16 protein-coding genes are annotated in these 15952 nt (G+C 60.2%); 10 read left to right on the top strand and 6 right to left on the bottom strand.

Annotation, left to right across the window (positions count from 1 at the left end; all coding sequences use genetic code 11):
• Nucleotides 1-55 precede the first annotated feature (55 nt).
• Together ACZRMH_RS24510 and cueR are read left to right on the top strand one after the other, a co-directional pair.
• Nucleotides 56-2437, top strand: a complete 2382-nt coding sequence (locus ACZRMH_RS24510) for a heavy metal translocating P-type ATPase (protein ID WP_464015644.1) — start codon at nt 56-58, stop codon at nt 2435-2437.
• A gap of 12 nt (nt 2438-2449) precedes the next feature.
• Nucleotides 2450-2860, top strand: coding sequence for a Cu(I)-responsive transcriptional regulator (gene cueR / locus ACZRMH_RS24505; RefSeq protein WP_464015643.1), 411 nt, complete (start codon nt 2450-2452; stop codon nt 2858-2860).
• Nucleotides 2861-2934: 74 nt separating this feature from the next.
• On the opposite strand, the gene ACZRMH_RS24500 is transcribed toward cueR, so the two are convergent.
• The 3 genes from ACZRMH_RS24500 to ACZRMH_RS24490 all read right to left on the bottom strand — a co-directional run bounded on the left by ACZRMH_RS24500 (nt 2935) and on the right by ACZRMH_RS24490 (nt 5718).
• Entirely contained in the window at nt 2935-3741 is an 807-nt protein-coding gene (locus ACZRMH_RS24500) for a sulfite exporter TauE/SafE family protein (RefSeq protein ID WP_464015642.1), read from the bottom strand.
• 8 nt (nt 3742-3749) lie between these two features.
• A complete protein-coding gene (locus tag ACZRMH_RS24495; RefSeq protein ID WP_464015641.1) occupies nt 3750-5315 on the bottom strand; it encodes a bifunctional protein tyrosine phosphatase family protein/NAD(P)/FAD-dependent oxidoreductase in 1566 nt (521 codons plus the stop codon).
• A 73-nt stretch (nt 5316-5388) separates the two neighbouring features.
• Nucleotides 5389-5718, bottom strand: a complete 330-nt coding sequence (locus tag ACZRMH_RS24490; RefSeq protein WP_133079610.1) for an ArsR/SmtB family transcription factor — start codon at nt 5716-5718, stop codon at nt 5389-5391.
• 92 nt (nt 5719-5810) lie between these two features.
• Between ACZRMH_RS24490 and ACZRMH_RS24485 the strand changes: the two genes are divergently transcribed.
• Entirely contained in the window at nt 5811-6674 is an 864-nt protein-coding gene (locus ACZRMH_RS24485) for an MBL fold metallo-hydrolase (RefSeq protein ID WP_464015640.1), read from the top strand.
• 78 nt (nt 6675-6752) lie between these two features.
• Here ACZRMH_RS24485 and ACZRMH_RS24480 read toward each other — a convergent pair whose 3' ends face one another.
• Both ACZRMH_RS24480 and ACZRMH_RS24475 read right to left on the bottom strand, forming a co-directional pair.
• Entirely contained in the window at nt 6753-7646 is an 894-nt protein-coding gene (locus ACZRMH_RS24480; RefSeq protein WP_464015639.1) for a PA4780 family RIO1-like protein kinase, read from the bottom strand.
• A 126-nt stretch (nt 7647-7772) separates the two neighbouring features.
• Nucleotides 7773-8567: an AraC family transcriptional regulator gene (locus tag ACZRMH_RS24475; protein ID WP_464015638.1), complete on the bottom strand. Its 795-nt coding sequence runs from the start codon at nt 8565-8567 to the stop codon at nt 7773-7775.
• Nucleotides 8568-8649: 82 nt separating this feature from the next.
• On the opposite strand from ACZRMH_RS24475, the gene ACZRMH_RS24470 reads away from it, so the two are divergent.
• Nucleotides 8650-9678 (top strand): bile acid:sodium symporter family protein, encoded by a 1029-nt coding sequence (locus ACZRMH_RS24470; protein ID WP_464015637.1) that lies wholly within the window; start codon nt 8650-8652, stop codon nt 9676-9678.
• 116 nt (nt 9679-9794) lie between these two features.
• Here ACZRMH_RS24470 and ACZRMH_RS24465 read toward each other — a convergent pair whose 3' ends face one another.
• Nucleotides 9795-11069 (bottom strand): acetyl-CoA C-acetyltransferase, encoded by a 1275-nt coding sequence (locus ACZRMH_RS24465; RefSeq protein ID WP_464015636.1) that lies wholly within the window; start codon nt 11067-11069, stop codon nt 9795-9797.
• Nucleotides 11070-11191: 122 nt separating this feature from the next.
• On the opposite strand from ACZRMH_RS24465, the gene ACZRMH_RS24460 reads away from it, so the two are divergent.
• The 6 genes from ACZRMH_RS24460 (at nt 11192) to ACZRMH_RS24435 (ending at nt 15827) form a co-directional block, all read left to right on the top strand.
• A complete protein-coding gene (locus ACZRMH_RS24460; RefSeq protein WP_464015635.1) occupies nt 11192-12544 on the top strand; it encodes a 3-oxoacyl-ACP reductase in 1353 nt (450 codons plus the stop codon).
• A gap of 3 nt (nt 12545-12547) precedes the next feature.
• Nucleotides 12548-13402: a MaoC family dehydratase gene (locus ACZRMH_RS24455; protein WP_464015634.1), complete on the top strand. Its 855-nt coding sequence runs from the start codon at nt 12548-12550 to the stop codon at nt 13400-13402.
• 119 nt (nt 13403-13521) lie between these two features.
• Entirely contained in the window at nt 13522-13827 is a 306-nt protein-coding gene (locus ACZRMH_RS24450) for a nucleotide pyrophosphohydrolase (RefSeq protein WP_464015633.1), read from the top strand.
• On the top strand, nt 13824-14573 hold the full coding sequence (locus ACZRMH_RS24445) for a methyltransferase domain-containing protein (RefSeq protein WP_464015632.1): 750 nt from the start codon (nt 13824-13826) through the stop codon (nt 14571-14573). The genes ACZRMH_RS24450 and ACZRMH_RS24445 overlap by 4 nt, the downstream gene beginning before the upstream one ends.
• Before the next feature lie 23 nt (nt 14574-14596).
• Entirely contained in the window at nt 14597-15211 is a 615-nt protein-coding gene (locus ACZRMH_RS24440; RefSeq protein ID WP_464015631.1) for a DUF4136 domain-containing protein, read from the top strand.
• 28 nt (nt 15212-15239) lie between these two features.
• Nucleotides 15240-15827, top strand: a complete 588-nt coding sequence (locus tag ACZRMH_RS24435; protein ID WP_464015630.1) for a DUF4136 domain-containing protein — start codon at nt 15240-15242, stop codon at nt 15825-15827.
• The last annotated feature ends 125 nt before the right edge of the window (nt 15828-15952 follow it).

Raw genomic sequence — 15952 nt, 5'->3', positions numbered from 1 at the left:
GCCATGGGGTCAAGGTCGATTCTATGGATAGATAACTTCTTGAGGAGGACTGCTCGTGCCCACCCAATTCGATCTGCCGATTGATGGCATGACCTGTGCCAGTTGCGCAGGACGTGTGGAAAAAGCCCTGACCAAAGTACCCGGCGTACGCTCGGTCAATGTCAATCTGGCCACTGAACAGGCGCGCATCGAAGCGCCTGTGGACAGTTTGCCCGCCCTGGTCGAAGCCGTGCAGCAGGCGGGCTATAGCGTGCCCGCCCATAGCCTGGAACTGGATATCAGCGGCATGACTTGCGCCTCGTGCGCCGGTCGCGTCGAAAAGGCCCTGGCCAAGGTTGCGGGAGTCAAAAGCGTCAGCGTTAACCTGGCCACCGAGCGGGCCCATATCGAACTGCTTGGCCAGGTCGATACCGGCTTGCTGATAAATGCCGTTAGCCAGGCCGGTTATGGCGCCAGCGTGCACCAGAGTGAAAAAAACTCCGAGGACGATCAGCATAAACGCCTGCACCGCGAACGCTGGGCACTGACCCTGGCCATTGTGCTGGCGTTGCCGCTGGTACTGCCGATGTTGCTCGCACCTTTTGGCGTGCATTGGATGCTGCCCGCCTGGGCCCAGTTTCTTTTGGCTACTCCGGTGCAATTTATCCTCGGTGCACGTTTTTATGTCGCTGCCTGGAAAGCCGTCAAAGCCGGTGCGGGGAATATGGACCTGCTGGTTGCCCTGGGCACCAGCGCCGGTTATGGCTTGAGCCTGTATGAATGGGCCATCGCCGAACCCGGCAGCATGCCCCATCTGTATTTCGAGGCCTCGGCGGTGGTAATTGCCCTGGTGCTGTTGGGCAAATATCTCGAAAGCCGCGCCAAGCGCCAGACCGCCAGCGCCATCCGCGCCCTCGAAGCCCTGCGCCCGGAACGGGCACTGCGTATGGTCGACGGCCAGGAACAGGACGTCGCTATCAGCGATCTGCGCCTCAATGATCTGGTGCTGGTCAAACCCGGCGAGCGTTTCCCGGTGGATGGTGAAGTGGTCGAAGGCCAAAGCCATGCCGACGAGGCGCTGATCAGCGGCGAAAGCCTGCCGGTACCGAAACAGCCTGGGGATAAAGTCACCGGCGGCGCCATCAATGGCGAAGGCCGCTTGATTATCAAGACCCTGGCGTTAGGCACTGAGACCGTACTGGCGCGAATTATCCGCCTGGTCGAAGACGCCCAGTCCGCCAAGGCGCCCATTCAGAAGCTGGTGGATAAAGTCAGCCAGGTGTTCGTCCCGGTGGTGCTGCTGATTGCCCTCGCCACATTGCTCGGCTGGTGGTTCTACGGTGCACCGATCGAAACCGCACTGATCAACGCCGTGGCGGTATTGGTTATCGCCTGCCCTTGTGCCCTTGGCCTGGCAACACCCACCGCAATCATGGCCGGTACCGGTGTAGCCGCCCGTTACGGGATTTTGATCAAGGACGCCGAAGCCCTGGAGCGCGCCCACGAAGTCAGCGCCGTGGTCTTCGACAAAACCGGCACCCTGACCTCCGGCACCCCGCAAATTGCCCACTTCAGCGCACTTGATGGCAATGAAGCACACTTGCTGCAAGCCGCCGGAGCCCTGCAACGAGGCAGTGAACACCCGCTGGCCAAGGCCGTATTGGATGCCTGCGCCGCACGTAACCTGAATGTACCGGATGTTACCGACAGCCAGTCACTCACCGGGCGCGGTATTGCTGGCACTTTGCAAGGCAAACGCCTGGCACTGGGCAACCGTCGCCTGCTGGAAGAAACCGGCCTCAACGCAGGTTCGCTGGCCGAATCCGCCAGCGCGTGGGAAACCGAGGGCCGCACCCTGTCCTGGCTGATCGAGCAAAGCCCGCAGCCGCAAGTGTTGGGCCTGTTTGCCTTTGGTGACACGCTCAAACCCGGCGCCCAGTCGGCCATCGAGCAGCTCAAAGCGCGCAATATCAGCAGCCACCTGCTGACCGGCGACAACCGTGGCAGCGCTAAAGTGGTTGCCGAAGCGCTGGGGATTACCGATGTTCACGCCGAAGTGCTGCCGGCAGACAAGGCCGCCACTGTGGCTGAACTGAAAAAAACCGGAGTGGTGGCCATGGTCGGTGACGGCATCAACGACGCCCCGGCACTGGCCGCGGCCGATATCGGCATCGCCATGGGCGGCGGCACTGACGTGGCCATGCATGCGGCGGGTATCACCCTGATGCGCGGCGACCCGCGACTGGTGCCAGCGGCACTGGAGATCAGCCGCAAGACCTACGCCAAAATCCGGCAAAATCTGTTCTGGGCCTTTATCTATAACGTGATCGGCATTCCGCTGGCCGCTTTCGGCTTTTTGAATCCGGTGCTGGCGGGTGCGGCAATGGCTTTTTCCAGTGTCAGCGTGGTCAGCAATGCGTTGCTGCTGAAATTCTGGAAACCCAAGGATATTGAATAAGGAGGCAGTGTCATGAATATCGGCCAGGCCGCCAAACGCAGCGGCTTGAGCGCCAAGATGATTCGTTATTACGAGTCCATCGGCCTGCTCAAACCCGCCAGCCGCAGTGACAGCGGTTATCGCCTTTACAGCGACGACGATCTGCATACCCTGGCGTTTATCAAGCGCTCGCGGGATCTGGGGTTTTCGCTGGAAGAAGTCGGCAAACTGCTGGCCCTGTGGCAGGACCGCCAGCGCGCCAGCGGTGATGTGAAGGCACTGGCGCGCCAGCATATTGATGAGTTGAACCAGAAGATCACCGAGCTGACCAGCTTGCGCGATACCTTGCAGGATCTGGTCGAGAGCTGCCAGGGTGATCACCGACCTGATTGCCCGATTCTCAAGGATCTGGAGTCAGGGCAATGCTGCGCCGTAAAGACATGAACACCTGCTTGCCAGCGTGAAAGACCTGTGGGAGCCAGCTCCCACAGGTTTTGCGGCGCACACAGGAGAGTTAATCAGGCTGCTGTGATCAGCACTTTTGCCAGCATCAACAGCCCGATAACCGCACACAACGCCGCGAAGCCCTGCTGCAGCCATTGGGCCGAGACCTTGGGGGCAATCACCCGTCCGGCAATCATCCCGGCCAGGGTGGCGCCGATAAATATCACGCCGTCATTCGACAGGCTCACGCCCTGGCTCATCAGGTTGGCCAATGTGCCCAGCGATACCAGCGCCACCACCATCAAGGACGTGGACACCACGGCGTGGATGCGCACATCACTGAATTTGCGAAACGCCGGTACGATCAAAAATCCGCCGCCCACGCTCAACAACCCCGTGAGCAAACCCGAGGTGGCGCCAATCGATACCAGGGTCATGCTGCAGCGGGCGTTCCAGGTCAGCCGCCCGGTGGCCGGGTTGAGCATGCAGTTTTTTTCCAGTACCCCCAGGCTGCCGTCATCACGGGCATCGGCTCTGGCCTGCAAAAACATACGCGCAGAGACGAACATCATCACCCCGCTAAACAGCAGTACCAGCACCTTGGCCGGCATCAATCGGGCGAGGTGCAGGCCGATTGGCGAAGTTGCCGAGCCCACAATCGCCATCAACGCAGCAGCCTTGTAACGAACCAATCCTTTGCGCAGGCCATCCAGCGCGCCCAATGCCGCAGCCGTACCCACCGCCAGCAAGGCCACCGGTGTGGCCTGGGCCAGTGTCCAGCCCAGCCCCAGGGTCAACGCCGGTATGGCCAGAATGCCGCCACCAGCGCCGGTCAGCCCGAGTACCAATCCCACCAGCATGCCAAACAGAATAATCAACATGGTCAGGCTCAGTCCGGCTTGCAGTCAGTGAACCACTCGCGCCCTTTGAGCATGCCCTGCCAGTAGAACCACGGCAGCAAGGTTGCCTTGAGCAGCCACGCTGATTTGCGTGGCACGGTCGGGTCGAGGGCGAAGGTGGGGAGCAGTTTGCCGCCATAGCCGAACTCGGCCAGGATCACTTTGCCGTTTTCCACGGTCAGCGGGCAGGAGCCATAGCCATCGTAGCGCTTGGGCAAAGCCACACCTTTGCGCAATGCGAGAAGGTTTTCGGCCACCACGACCACTTGCTTGCGGGTCGCCGCGGCGGTCTTGGCATTAGGTGTATTGCAGACATCGCCAAGGGCGAAGATTTCGGGGTAGCGCGGATGTTGCAGGGTGACCGGGTCGGTCTCGAACCAGCCAGCCTTGTCAGCCAGCTCGCTGCGGCGGATAACATCGGGCGCTTGTTGCGGTGGCACCACATGCAGCATGTCGAAGGTTTTCTCAACACGGGTGATGTGGCCATCTGCGTCAGTCACATCAAACCAGGCCTTCTTGCCTGGCCCGTCAACCTTGACCAGATTGGACTGAAAGGCCAATCGGGCCTTGTAGGCCTCAACGTACTTCATCAACGGTGGAACAAAAGCCGGGACACCAAACAGCACCGCCCCCGCCAGATTGAACTCCACCGAAACAGTGTCCAGAGCGCCACGCTTGCGCCAATGATCGCAGGCCAGATACATGGCCTTTTGCGGCGCACCCGCACACTTGATCGGCATGCCCGGCTGGGTAAACAGTGCTTTGCCACCCTGTAAGGTGCGCACCAGCTCCCAGGTGTAGGGCGCCAGGTCATAACGATAGTTGGAGGTAACACCGTTCTGGCCCAGAGTCTCTTCAAGGCCCTCGATATTTTCCCAGGCCAGCTCCAGCCCCGGGCAAACGATCAGTTGCTGATAACCCAGCTCGGTCCCATCGCTAAGCAGTACAACCTTGCGCTGCGGGGCAAAGGCGCACAGCGACGCCTTGATCCACGCGGCACCTTTAGGCATCACCGCAGCGGTGGGGCGCACCGTGTTTTTGATATCGTAGGCACCGCCGCCGACCAGCGTCCAGGCAGGCTGGTAATAGTGCTCGGTACTGGGTTCGATCACGGCGATACGCAAGGCCGCGTTGCGCTTGAGCAGGCTCGCCGACACCGAGATACCGCCCGAGCCGCCGCCCACCACGACCACATCGTACTGCCTGGCCTCCCGTGTACCTTGTGTGGCTGCCTCAAATAGTTTTGAAGAGCGATTGCCTGTGCGGCAATAGGCCAGAACCGGTTTGGGCAGCTCACTGAGCAATTGGCGCAACTGCTGTGCCTGTTCGGGCGTAGCGCCGGTGGTGAGCACGGGCAGGTAGGCAAAACTCAGCCCCAGGGCCTGCGCGGCCTGTTGCATCGCTATGTGTTCGGGTTGCTCTGGGCCGCCTTCATGATCAGGGCGGTTGCAGATCACACTGGCAAAACCCAACGCGACCAAAGAGTGGAGATCAGACTGCTCGATCTGGCCGGTCACAGAAAATGACGCGTCGATTCGCTTGATGCTTTGCTCCATTGAGCACTCCAGGCACAACAAAATTGAATGGAAAATATCGGGCAACAAATACTGGGAGGGGAATGAGCCTGCGCTACTTTTTAAGTGCTTGCCCGCAATACAGGCCCGACAAGGTCTGCATTACAGAGACCACTTCAAAGCTGGCAAGTGAATAGAAAATGTATTTCCCCATCCTTCGGGTATTGACCATGCCCTCGTCACGCAACACACCAAGTTGTTGCGACAGTGTGGGTTGTCTGATGCCTGTCAGCGCTTCAAGTTCGCCGACATTGCGCTCACCTTGAGTCAACTGGCAGAGCAACAGCAGTCGATCTTCATTGGCCAACGCTTTAAGAAGGGTGCAGGCTTTGGAGGCAGAGTCGCGCAGAAGTCCGATTTCTTCGCTGGTTAGCTGAGCAGTCATGAAAAGCTCCGGGGCGTGATGGTCGACAGTCTACGACTCGATAATATATCTTTCAATATATTGACTACTCACTGACTCGTACGAGGCCCCTCATGTACCCCGAAATTCAAGGTTTCTTCGACCCTGCGACGTCGACCGTGAGCTACGTGGTCCATGCAGCCGGTGCCAAGGAATGCGCAATCATCGACCCGGTGCTTGACTACAATGCCGCCGCCGGGCACATCAGTACTGCCAGTGCCGACGCCATCGCCGCTTTCGTGCAGGTTCAGGGCCTGAAGGTGCAATGGCTGCTGGAGACCCACGCCCACGCCGACCACCTGTCAGCCAGCGCCTACCTCAAGCGCAAGCTGGGCGGGCAGATCGGCATCGGTGCTGCGATCACCCAGGTCCAGGGGGTTTTTCGCGATATCTACAACCTTGAACCGGAGTTCAAGCTGGACGGTTCGCAGTTCGATCGCCTGTTCGAGCCAGACGAGCTGTTCCATATCGGCCGCCTCCAGGTACGCGCGCTGCATGTGCCCGGCCACACCCCGGCCGATATGGCGTATCAGGTCACGAACAACAGCCTGTTTGTAGGTGACACCCTGTTTATGCCCGATGTCGGCACAGCCCGTTGCGACTTTCCGGGGGGGGATGCGCGGCAGTTGTATCAATCGATCAAACGCCTGCTGGCCTTGCCGGAGCAGACCCGACTGTATATGTGCCATGACTATCCGCCCGCCGGGCGCGAAGCGGCGTGGTCAACCACAGTGGGTGAGCAGCGCGCGAGGAATATTCATGTCAATGACAGCATCGACCTGAAGGGTTTCGTCGACATGCGAACCGCCCGCGATGCCACCCTCGGGGTTCCTGCCCTGCTGATTCCGGCCATTCAGGTCAATATCCGGGCAGGCAATCTGCCGCCTGCGGATGAAAGTGGCCTGTGCAGCCTGAAGATTCCGCTGAACCGGTTTTGACCCCTGCCCCACAAAAGCCCTGACAGCTTCAAAGAGCATAAAAAAATCCGGCCTGAGCCGGATTTTTTATTTAGCCAATCACTGCATCCACGGTGGAGGCGGCTCTTCAGACTTACTCGGTGGCGCATCATCGGCAGCACGTACCGCCTGACGAAATGCTTCGTCCAGACGTGCCGCTTCGATTTCGCGCATCACCCCGCCAACATCGGCCAGCTCGTCCGGCTCGTCAAACTCACCGGTCAAGACACTGCCAGGGTGCAAGGTGGCGGCTTCGTAAAGCGCCCACATTTCCTTGGCGTATTTGGTGCCCTTAAGCTCCGGCGCAAAACGCCCGAAGTAAGAAGCCATGTTGCCCACGTCACGCTCCAGCATGCTGAACGCGTGGTTGTTACCCGCCGCATCGACCGCTTGTGGCAAGTCAATAATCACCGGGCCAGTGGGCGTCAGCAGAACGTTGAACTCGGACAAGTCACCGTGAACCAGACCGGTGCACAGCATCAGCACGATCTGCTGAATCAGGAACTCGTGGTATTCACGGGCCTGATCCGGCTCCAGTACCACATCATTGAGACGCGGTGCGGCATCGCCGTACTCATCCGCCACCAGTTCCATCAACAGCACGCCTTCGAGGAAGTCGAACGGCTTGGGAACCCGCACACCGGCACCCGCCAGACGAAACAGCGCCGCCACTTCGGCATTCTGCCAGGCATCTTCGGTTTCTTTGCGACCGAACTTCGAGCCCTTGGCCATCGCTCGGGCCTGACGGCTGTTGCGAACCTTGCGACCCTCCTGATATTCGGCGGCCTGGCGGAAACTTCGTTTGTTAGCCTCCTTGTAAACCTTGGCGCATCGCAGCTCATTGCCGCAGCGGACTACGTACACAGCTGCTTCTTTGCCACTCATGAGTGGGCGCAGCACCTCGTCGATCAGACCGTCTTCGATCAGGGGTTCTAAGCGTTTTGGAGTCTTCATCAGCTTTTATTGTGGGTCCTATATTACCAAACACGCGAATGTCATTCGTTATACGGCAATCCACTCACCACGGGGAGAGGGCAAACGATTTGAATGATAGACGAGCAACTCGTTTTGAGCACCGACTTAACCCTGTCGAAACAAGTCGCCCGGGGTAAAACCGAACATCTTTTTAAACGCCGCAATAAACGCCGACGTTGATTCATACCCGCAAGACAACGCCGCCCGCGTGACATGACCGCCCTCCTCCAGCACCCGCAGCGAAGACAGGAGACGCACCCGCTGGCGCCAGCTGCGAAAACTCAGGCCTGTTTCACGCTGAAACAAACGCATCAGGGTCTTTTCAGACATGCCCAGACGATCCGACCACAGGCCCAGGTTTGCCTCGGCATCGGGGGTTTCAATCAACTCATTGCACAGCACCAGCAAACGCTCGTGACGGGGCAAGGGCAGCGAAAAACCGACCTCGGGCAGGCTTGCCAGTTGATCCAGCAATACCGTCACCAAACGTTGCTCGGGACTACCGCCCTCTGGGTACTCGACGGGCAGCGCGCAAAAACTTTTGATCAGCTCCCGGGCCAGCGGCGTGACTTCCAGTACCCGGCACTGCCCAGGGGCCCACTGGCAATCCTCACGACGCACATACAGGCTGCGCATTTCTGCACGCATCGAAGTGATCACCTCATGCTCCAGCCCGGCCGGAATCCAGATGCCCCACTGTGGCGGAGCAAAAAAACTGCCCTCGTCGGTATGCACACCCAACACCCCACTGATCGCGTACGAAAACTGCACCCAGTCATGGCGATGACGCGGCGTCCACGAGCCTGCCCCCAGGCTTTCGGCCCGGGCGTAAAGTGGCCGTGGCAAAGCATCGAGGACTGGAATGGCACGCGGCAACCCACGTTGTCCGTTTGGCGGCATTGATTGGCCTTATATCGCAAGACGACAGATAGCTGCGACGTTAGGCTAAGTCATCAATTCTTACAATGTTCCGGTGCCCGCGATGCCTGTGCTCAAACACCTCAAACGAATGTTCACCGACTGGTTTCTGTGCGGCATGCTGCTGGCGACTTTTCTGGCGTATCTGTTCCCGCATTTCGGCAGCACAGGCGGTGGGATGCACGCTGAATGGGTGATCAATATCGGTGTGTTTCTGGTGTTTTTCCTGCATGGGGTCAACCTGTCCAGCGAACAGATCCGTCACGGCCTGAAAAATATCCGCCTGCACTTTATGGTGCAGGGCTTCACCTTTATCGTCTTCCCGCTGATCTGGGTGGTGGCCAACAAGCTGTTGGGTGCGCATATCCCGCCGTTGCTGATGCTGGGGTTCTTCTACCTGTGTGCCCTGCCCTCGACCATTTCCTCCTCCGTGGCACTCACCGGCAGCGCAGGCGGCAACGTTCCGGCAGCGATTCTCAACGCCAGCCTGTCCAGTGTTCTGGGGATTTTCCTGACGCCATTGCTGGTCAGTTTTGTGGTCGGCAGCGGTGCTGGTGGTATCGACCTGGGTTCAACCCTGCTTGATCTGTGCGCCATGCTCTTGCTGCCGCTGGTGCTGGGTCAGTTGGTCCGGCCGTTGTTCGGGCGCTTTTTCGCCCGGCACAAGCGCTATACCAATATCTGCGACAAGGTGGTGATTCTGCTGCTGGTCTATGCGGCATTCTGCAACTCGATGGTTTCGGGCATGTGGCAACAGCAGGGCAGTTCGGTGATCGCCAGTGCGCTGATCGGTAGTGCGATCCTGCTTGCGATCATTCTGTGGCTGACCACCCGCACCGCCCGCGCCTTGAAGTTCAGCACTGCAGATGAAATTGCCGCGGTGTTCTGCGCCAGCAAGAAATCCCTGGCCGCCGGTGCGCCGATGGCCGCCCTGATCTTCGGCGCCAACCCGGGGCTGGGGCTGATTCTGTTGCCGATCATGATCTACCACCCGTTGCAGTTGATCGTGTGCTCGGTGATGGCGGAGAGTTATGCCACGCGTAGTCGGCAGGAGGCCGCAGAGGCAAACCCGGCAGTGGCGTCTGCCGGTTAAAGCCAGAACCGCATAACCCTGGTGGGAGCGGGCTTGCTCGCGATGCAGACGCCTCGGTTTGTCAGGCATGTTGAGGTGATGCCATCGCGAGCAAGCCCGCTCCCACAGGGGTATGGTTACCTTTCGATAATCGCGGTTACGCCCTGCCCGCCCGCCGCGCAGATCGAGATCAGGCCGCGGCCCTGCCCGGCGGTGGCGAGCAGCTTGGACATATTGGTGACGATACGCCCGCCCGTCGCCGCAAACGGGTGCCCCACCGCCAGCGAGCTGCCCTTGACGTTGAGCTTGCTGCGATCAATCGAGCCCAGCGCTGCATCAAGGCCCAGGCGGCTTTTGCAGTAAGCCTCGTCCTCCCAGGCCTTGAGGGTGCAGAGCACCTGGACGGCAAAGGCTTCGTGAATCTCGTAGTAGTCAAAGTCCTGCAGGGTCAGGCCATTGCGCGCCAGCAGCCGTGGGACGGCATACACCGGGGCCATCAGCAAACCTTCTGCGCCATGGACGAAATCCACAGCCGCGGCTTCGCCATCTCGCAAATAGGCCAAAACCGGCAAGCCACGTTCCTTGGCCCACTCTTCACTGCCCAGCAAGACTGTCGACGCGCCATCGGTCAATGGCGTGGAGTTGCCCGCCGTCAGCGTGCCCTTGGCGCTGCGCTCGAATACGGGCTTGAGGGAGGCCAGTTTCTCCAGAGTCAGGTCGGCGCGCAGGTTGTTATCCCGGCTCAGGCCCATAAACGGCGTCAGCAGATCATCTTCCCAGCCGGCGTGGTAAGCCGCGGTCAGGGCTTGATGGCTGTGCAGCGCCAGTTCGTCCTGTTCGACGCGGGGGATGTTCCAGGTTTGCGCCATCAACTCGCAGTGCTGGCCCATCGACAGGCCGGTACGCGGCTCGCCATTGCGCGGAAACTCGGGTTTCAAAAAGCCCGGGCGCAGTTGCAGCAAGGCCTTGAGCTTGTCGATAGGTGCCTTGGTGCGATTGAGCTGCAACAGCCATTTGCGCAGCCCGTCATTGATACCGATCGGCACATTCGACGCGGAGTCCACGCCACCGGCAATCCCGCATTCGATCTGCCCCAAGGCGATCTTGTTGGCCACCAGTAACGCTGCTTCAAGGCCAGTGCCGCAGGCTTGCTGCAGGTCATAGGCCGGGGTTTGCGGCGACAGGCGTGAGCCCAGGACGCATTCGCGAGTCAGGCTGAAATCCCGCGAGTCCTTGAGCACCGCCCCGGCCACTACTTCGCCCATACGCAGCCCGTGCAGGTTGTAACGCTCGATCAAACCCTCCAGCGCCGCCGTCAGCATGTCCTGATTACTGGCGGTCGCATACGGCCCGTTAGCGCGGGAAAACGGGATTCGATTACCACCAATAATTGCTACACGACGCAGACTCATACGATTCACCCTATTCTCTTAAATCCATTAATCGTTAACAGCGTAGGCCTTATCGCCGATAACGAACGACCACGGCATGTTTGTGGTCAACCCTTTGAACCCCATCTGTCGGAGAGTGTTCCATGTCAGACCGTTATATCGACTTCGTCAACTCATCCCTCGGCCAGCGACTGGTCGGCGCGTTGGGGCTGCCGTCACCGGGACGACTGGAACGCTGGCAGGCCGGGCGCCTGCGCCCGGTCGAGGGCCCCCTGCTGATTGGCGGCGGCGCACTGGCCGGACAGGTCAGCAGCTTTGCCAGCAAACTCACCGATGCGGTATTCGGCTACGGCGCCGAACCCTTGCACGCCAACCCGTGGATACCGGGCCAGGGACCAAAACTCAAAGCCGTGGTGTTCGATGCCAGCGAATTGCTGCACACCGATCAGCTCAAGCAATTACGTGAATTTTTCCAGCCGCTGCTGCGCAATCTCGAACACTGTACCCATATGGTGATCCTGGGCCGTGCTCCTGAAACATTAAGCGACCCTTTTGCCGCCAGCGCCCAGCGTGCCCTTGAGGGGTTCAGCCGCTCACTGGCCAAAGAATTGCGCAACGGCAGTACCTTGCAACTGCTGTATATCGGCGCAGGGGCGGAGGATCAGCTTGAGGGCGCACTGCGCTTTTTCCTCTCGCCCAAAAGTGCATTTATCAGCGGCCAGGTGCTGCGCCTGACCGCCTGCGCCAACCAGGTACAGGACTGGACCCGCCCATTGGCCGGGCGCAAGGCCTTGGTCACCGGTGCTGCCAGGGGCATTGGCGCCTCGATTGCCGAAACCCTGGCCCGGGATGGCGCCGATTTGATCCTGCTCGACCTACCCGCTGCCAAAGGCGATCTCGAGGCACTGGCTGCACGCCTGGGCGGGCACAGCATCGCCCTGGATATCTGCGCCGCCGATGCCGCAGAACAGCTGATCGGGCAGCTTCCCGATGGTGTTGATATTGTGGTGCACAACGCCGGGATCACCCGCGATAAAACCCTGGCCAATATGACCCCGGAATTCTGGGACTCGGTACTCGCCGTCAACCTCAATGCCCCGCAAGTGCTGACCAAGGCCCTGCTCGACAGCGGCACCCTGCGCGATAACGGCCGGGTGATCCTGCTCGCGTCCATCAGCGGGATCGCCGGTAATCGCGGCCAGACCAACTATGCCGCCAGCAAGGCCGGGCTGATCGGTCTGGCCCAGGCATGGGCACCGTTACTGGGCGAGCGCGGCATCAGCATCAATGCCGTGGCCCCGGGGTTTATCGAAACCCAAATGACCGCGCATATTCCTTTTGCCTTGCGCGAAGCGGGCCGGCGCATGAGTTCGCTGGGCCAGGGTGGCCAGCCGCAGGACGTCGCCGAGGCCGTGGCCTGGCTCGGCCAGCCGGGTTCGGGCGCGGTCAGTGGCCAGGCACTGCGGGTGTGTGGGCAAAGCATTCTGGGAGCATAAGTCATGACCGTGAAATGGCTCGACCTCAGCGGCCCGCCGCACCTGCCCGCGCTGTACGCCCATGCCGCAGCCCGGCGCAAGATCACCGGCAGTACGTTGCCGGAACAAGGCTTGCGTTGCTGGGTCGAGGTGGAGCCCAAGGCCCTGGCGGCTTTTCGCGAGGTCTGCGCGCTGGCGCCCAGCCCGCTGCTGCCGCCCACCTGGCCCCATGTGCTGGCTTTCGGGTTGCAGATGCAATTGCTGACCGACAAGGACTTCCCCTTTCCACTGCTCGGGCTGATTCATTTGAGCAACCAGATCCGCGTGATGCGCCCCATGGGTAACGTGTCGCAGCTGCGTATCGGGGTGTTTGTGCACAACCTGCAAAAACACGCCAAGGGTGCGACCTTCGAGGTGGTCACGCAGGTGGACGATATGCTCGGCCCGCTGTGGGAAGCGCAAAGCACGTTGCTGTGCAAAGGCGTCGAACTGCCGGGTGAAGTGCCGCAAACCTCAACCCCTGCGTCCGTTGCCCTGAGCGAACTGACCCGCTGGTACGCACCCGCCGATATTGGCCGTAAATATGCCAGGGTATCGGGGGACTACAACCCCATCCACCTCAGTGCCGCCAGCGCCAGGCTGTTTGGCCTGCCCAGCGCCATCGCCCACGGCCTGTGGATAAAAGCCCGCGCACTGGCGGCACTTAACTCGCACTTACCGGCAGCCAATGTCGAGATCAGTGTCGCCTTTAAAAAACCGCTGCGCCTGCCCAGCGAGGTGATTTTGCTCAGCAGTGAGGCGGGCTCCAGTGGTGATTTTCAGGTCAATGGGCATGACGGGCTGGTGCATTTGATCGGGCAATGGCGACCGGTTAGCTGAGCCATACCCCATAAACAAGCCCGCTCCAACAATAGGTTTGGGTGCCTGTGCGGCGCCTTTCACTTGCACCAATGCCCGTTCAGTCGCAAGCTTTGCTCCTTCTGGAGAGCACGCCCGCAATGAACCTCGACGAAATAACCGAACGCATGCATCGCATCCGCGATAACAACAACTGGAAGCAGTTCCACAGCCCGAAAAACCTGGCCATGGCCGCCAGTGTCGAAATGTCCGAGCTGGTGGAAATCTTTCAGTGGCTGAGCGAAGACCAGTCACGTCAGCTTCCCGCCGACAAGCTCGCCCACGCCGGTCAGGAAGTGGGTGATATCGTGTTGTATCTGGTCTTACTCTGCGCCGAGCTGGGCCTGGACATGAATGAAGTGGTACGCAATAAACTGGCCGACAATGAAAGGCGTTTCAGCAAATGAGTGACCGTCACTTCGATCAACTGGCCACCCGCTTCGCCGAGAAAATCTACGGTGGCGCCAAGGGTGCCATTCGTCTGGCCGTGCTCCAGGCCGACCTGCAGGAAGCCTTGCCCAAACGCCCCTTGCGGGTACTGGATATCGGCGCCGGCTTGGGCCACATGTCTTTATGGCTGGCCCAGCAAGGTCACGATGTAACCCTGGCCGAACCGGCCGCGCCGATGCTGGAAGGCGCCCGCCAGCGTTTTGCCGAAGCAGGCCAGACCGGCACCTTTATCCAGGCCCCCTGGCAAGAGCTGCTGGGCCAGTTGACCGAACCGTACGATCTGGTGCTGTGCCACGCCGTGCTGGAATGGCTGGCCGAGCCCCACGCGATCCTGCCGGTGCTGCATCAATTGACCGCCAAAGAGGGCTGGTTGTCACTGGCGTTCTATAACCGCGACGCCCTGATCTATCGCAACCTGCTCAAGGGTCACTTTCGCAAGATGCGCAATAACGATATGGCCGGTGAAAAGCAGAGCCTCACCCCGCAGCAGCCTCTTGACCCACGGGAGCTGGCCACGGCACTCGAAGGCCTGTGGCAGGTCGAAACCCAGAGCGGTGTGCGGGTGTTTCACGACTATATGCCAGTGGAGTTTCAGGCCCGTGCCGAGCTTGAAGCCCTGGTTGAAATGGAACTGGCCCACCGACGCCATCCTGCCTTTGCCGGGCTGGGACGTTATCTGCATTGGGTGTGCCGCCCGATTTAAATCGCCCTGCGGGGGAGACCACGATGTATCGCCGCGTTGCCTTGATCGTTTTGAGCCTGGGGCTGGGCGCTTGCCAAAGCCCCAACCCTTACACCCCTAGCGCCATGCCCATGCCACCGGCCCCGGCACAGGCGGCCAACACCCTGGACTTGAGCGCCTACCCGGCCCCGCCTCGGGATTACGGGCGCTACCAGAGCTGGGCCTGGCTCAATGGGCGCCTGCCCGCAGGCACCGCATGGGCCGACTCGGCGCAAATCGCCGAAGCGGTGAACAATGCCCTGGACCAGCGTGGCTTGCGCCCGGCGCAACCCAACCGTGCGGCAGATCTTTGGGTCAGTGCCGATTTGCATACAGAAAAACGCTTGCGTCAGGTGCAGGACGACTATGGTTACGGGGCTGGCTACGGCAGCGGCTATGGCCGTTACGGCAGCCAGTACGGGATGTACAACTCAGTACCCGTCGTACGCACTTACGAGGTTGAGGTGATGGTGGTGCGACTCAACCTGTATGACGGCAAAACCGGGCAACCGGTGTGGAGTTCCAGTGCAGAAACCAGCAGCAAAGGCAGCCTGAGCGAACGCGGTGACGCCCTGCGCGAGTCACTGAACAAGGCAGTACAGGCTTATCCTCCCCATTAAGACTGATTGTTGAAGCGGAGAAATCATCATGTTACGTCGCATAGCCTTACTGGGCCTGGCCCTGTTGCTCAGTGCCTGCGAAACCATGCAGGTCAGCCATGATTACAATCCTGCTGTCGATTTCGCCAAGTTTCGCTCCTGGGCCTGGAAAGACCCTGCCGTGAAATATCAGCCCAATAACCCGATGCTCAGAAGTGACCTGACCGAGCAACGGATTCTCCAGGCCATCAGCGGCCAGCTGGACCAGCGCGGCCTGCGCCCGGTGGCGGCTGGCAGCAAGCCGGACTTGCTGGTGCAAGCCTGGCTGATCGTGGCCAACCGCCAGGAGCAAGTAGTCACCAACTACGGCTACGGTGGTCCCTGGGGCGGACCTTGGGGGGGCTACTGGGGCGGCCCGTGGGAAGGTTACTGGGGCCCACCGATGTATAACGAAATCCGCAACGTGGTGTATCAGGTTGGCACCTTGCAGATTGACCTGATCGATGCCAAAGACGGCAAGCTGGTATGGCGCGGCAGTGCCGAAAAAGTCGTCGACAGCAGCCCGACTCCGGCCGAGCGCAGTGCGGCGATCAACGAAGCGGTGAGCAAGATCCTCAGCACCTATCCGCCCAAGTAAGTTGCGCAGCACTAACTTGCTCACGATGGGCGGTTGCAGGAGCTGAGTGCAACACGGTTATTGAATTGAAGCCGGAGCATCATGCCGCATAGCCAAGGCTTCCTGCATCACCTCTCCCATGACTT

The organism is Pseudomonas sp. B414 (assembly GCF_055408445.1).
This window is presented reverse-complemented; position numbering and strand designations above follow the sequence as displayed.

What these genes read in the sequence shown, in the direction of transcription:
- ACZRMH_RS24435 (WP_464015630.1), top strand. Translation starts at nt 15,240, where the DNA reads ATGTTACGTCGCATAGCCTTACTGGGCCTGGCCCTGTTGCTCAGTGCC.
- ACZRMH_RS24480 (WP_464015639.1), bottom strand. Translation starts at nt 7,646, where the DNA reads ATGAAGACTCCAAAACGCTTAGAACCCCTGATCGAAGACGGTCTGATC.
- ACZRMH_RS24495 (WP_464015641.1), bottom strand. Translation starts at nt 5,315, where the DNA reads ATGGAGCAAAGCATCAAGCGAATCGACGCGTCATTTTCTGTGACCGGC.
- ACZRMH_RS24450 (WP_464015633.1), top strand. Translation starts at nt 13,522, where the DNA reads ATGAACCTCGACGAAATAACCGAACGCATGCATCGCATCCGCGATAAC.
- ACZRMH_RS24465 (WP_464015636.1), bottom strand. Translation starts at nt 11,069, where the DNA reads ATGAGTCTGCGTCGTGTAGCAATTATTGGTGGTAATCGAATCCCGTTT.
- ACZRMH_RS24485 (WP_464015640.1), top strand. Translation starts at nt 5,811, where the DNA reads ATGTACCCCGAAATTCAAGGTTTCTTCGACCCTGCGACGTCGACCGTG.
- ACZRMH_RS24470 (WP_464015637.1), top strand. Translation starts at nt 8,650, where the DNA reads ATGCCTGTGCTCAAACACCTCAAACGAATGTTCACCGACTGGTTTCTG.
- ACZRMH_RS24460 (WP_464015635.1), top strand. Translation starts at nt 11,192, where the DNA reads ATGTCAGACCGTTATATCGACTTCGTCAACTCATCCCTCGGCCAGCGA.
- ACZRMH_RS24490 (WP_133079610.1), bottom strand. Translation starts at nt 5,718, where the DNA reads ATGACTGCTCAGCTAACCAGCGAAGAAATCGGACTTCTGCGCGACTCT.
- ACZRMH_RS24440 (WP_464015631.1), top strand. Translation starts at nt 14,597, where the DNA reads ATGTATCGCCGCGTTGCCTTGATCGTTTTGAGCCTGGGGCTGGGCGCT.
- ACZRMH_RS24455 (WP_464015634.1), top strand. Translation starts at nt 12,548, where the DNA reads ATGACCGTGAAATGGCTCGACCTCAGCGGCCCGCCGCACCTGCCCGCG.
- cueR (WP_464015643.1), top strand. Translation starts at nt 2,450, where the DNA reads ATGAATATCGGCCAGGCCGCCAAACGCAGCGGCTTGAGCGCCAAGATG.
- ACZRMH_RS24500 (WP_464015642.1), bottom strand. Translation starts at nt 3,741, where the DNA reads ATGTTGATTATTCTGTTTGGCATGCTGGTGGGATTGGTACTCGGGCTG.
- ACZRMH_RS24445 (WP_464015632.1), top strand. Translation starts at nt 13,824, where the DNA reads ATGAGTGACCGTCACTTCGATCAACTGGCCACCCGCTTCGCCGAGAAA.
- ACZRMH_RS24475 (WP_464015638.1), bottom strand. Translation starts at nt 8,567, where the DNA reads ATGCCGCCAAACGGACAACGTGGGTTGCCGCGTGCCATTCCAGTCCTC.